Annotated in this window: 1 protein-coding gene; it reads right to left on the bottom strand. The window is 69.4% G+C overall.

The features are described from left to right. Window positions 1-181: 181 nt before the first annotated feature. Window positions 182-1,732: an IS1380 family transposase gene (locus ITP53_RS55155; RefSeq protein ID WP_195903448.1), complete on the bottom strand. Its 1,551-nt coding sequence runs from the start codon at window positions 1,730-1,732 to the stop codon at window positions 182-184. Between the last annotated feature and the right edge of the window lie 75 nt (window positions 1,733-1,807).

Here is a 1,807-nt window from a genome sequence, read left to right as displayed (position 1 = left end):
CCTCAATCTTTCACGATCTTGAGTGGGTCTGTTCCGCCTCTGGTTGATCATGGTTTAGGGCGCCGTCAGGGTTGACGAGCATGCCGGAAGCCCGGCGGGGCGCGCCGGTATGGGCCCTGGTGTCCCCTGCCGGGCCTGTGGGTCGGGGCCTTTCCTCTCGTTGGAACGGTGAAGGTGCTGGTCAGGGCGGCGAAGTAGCCGTTGCGAGGGTGCGGATCTTGCTCCAGGCCAGGATCAGGTCGGCGGCGCCGGGGTGGTCCTCGGGAAGCCGGATGAGCCGTTTGCGGGCGCGTCGCACGAGCCGGGCGGGGACTTTCAGCAGGCGTTGCCGCAGGGTGGCCGGGGTGGCGGTGCGGAGCTGAGCGTGGTGGTCCAGCGCGAGGAGGCGAAGCCAGGCCAGCAGGTCGGCGGCGAGCGTCACGACCAGGCACCAGGCCTGGTTGGCGGCGAAGGCATGGAAGGGAAACGCGCGCAGGCCGAGGTTCTTGGCGTCTTTGATGCCGTCTTCCACCACGGCGTGCTGGCGGGCGAAGACCTCCAGGCGGGGGTAGTGATGCCCGGGCAGATCAGTGGCGGTGGCGCAGAACCGCTGCCCGCGCCGTTTTTCGAGGTCGCTGGCGTTCTTGTGGTGGCGTGGGTGCAGTGGTTCGGTGCGGGCCAGCACCCGCATGCCCTGCGGCCAGTCCTCGGCCAGGGTCAGCAGGCCGGTGATGTCGGTGACCCGCGCACCGGCCCGGATCGTGTCCCCGGGAGTGAGAGCGGCGGTCCAGGCCTTGGCCGGCACCTTGACGATGGCCTGGCGGACCGGCTCGGTGACGGCGAAGCCCACGACGTAGCGCCAGTCATGGCCGCGGGCGGCGGCCTCATCTTTGATCCACGTCAGCAGCTCCTTGGTGGCTCCGGCACCGTCCACCCGGAAGATGACCTTCCGCCGGTAGCGGGCCGGGAGCTGCCCGATCGCCGCCTTCAGCACCGTGAGGTGGTCTGCGACCGTGTTGGAGCCGGCGTTACCGCGACGAAGTTCGGCGGCCAGATGCTCGCCGGTGTTGGCGCACCGCACCCACAGCGGGTGCAGGCCGAAGATGTGCCGCTTGTAGGTGGGGGCCGCGCCCTGCTTGTCGCTGTGGCACTCCACCAAGGTGGCGTCCACGTCGAGCACGATCCATCCCTGCCAGATCTGTCCGGCCACCTGCACCCAGGGGAACCCCTCGGGCCGTTTGGCCAGGTGGTCCCAGATCTGCCGCCGATGCGCCGCACGCGCTGAGGCGATCTTGTCCAGCGCGGCCGCATCGAGCTCGGTCAAGGCCCGCCAGGCGGTCACCGGCGCCGCGATCGCACCGGTCACCGGCTCGGCTTGAGCCACCTCGCGCACGGCGCCCGCTACCGAGGTCACCCCCATCGCCAGCCCGACCGCGACATCGATGAGCACCTGACCCCGGTCATGGCCGGGCGCGAAGTCCCTGCGGGCCAGCGCCCCCGATAACCGGCCGCGCAGCCCGGACAACTCGGCCAGCAGCCGCAGCAGCGGCACTCCCGCCGCGCCGATCAGGCCGGAACCGCCACCGGTCATCTCCAGCGCGCCGGCCCACTGGCGGGCGCGTTTGTCCAGTTTGCGCCGCCGTCTCTTGGCCCTAACACGCTTGATCTTCCGCCGCAACCCGGCGGGTGCCGTACGCTTCACTTCCGAGGTGCCGTTCTCCTGCATGGACTTGATCTCGCAAATCCAGATCATGCCAGGTCAGGACGGCACCTCTCGCATGATGTGACACTACGTTACGAGTTCCCCGAAGCACGAGAATTCACGAGG

The sequence above is a fragment of the Nonomuraea cypriaca genome (assembly GCF_015645445.1).
Classification (GTDB): Bacteria; Actinomycetota; Actinomycetes; order Streptosporangiales; family Streptosporangiaceae; genus Nonomuraea; species Nonomuraea cypriaca.
This window is presented reverse-complemented; position numbering and strand designations above follow the sequence as displayed.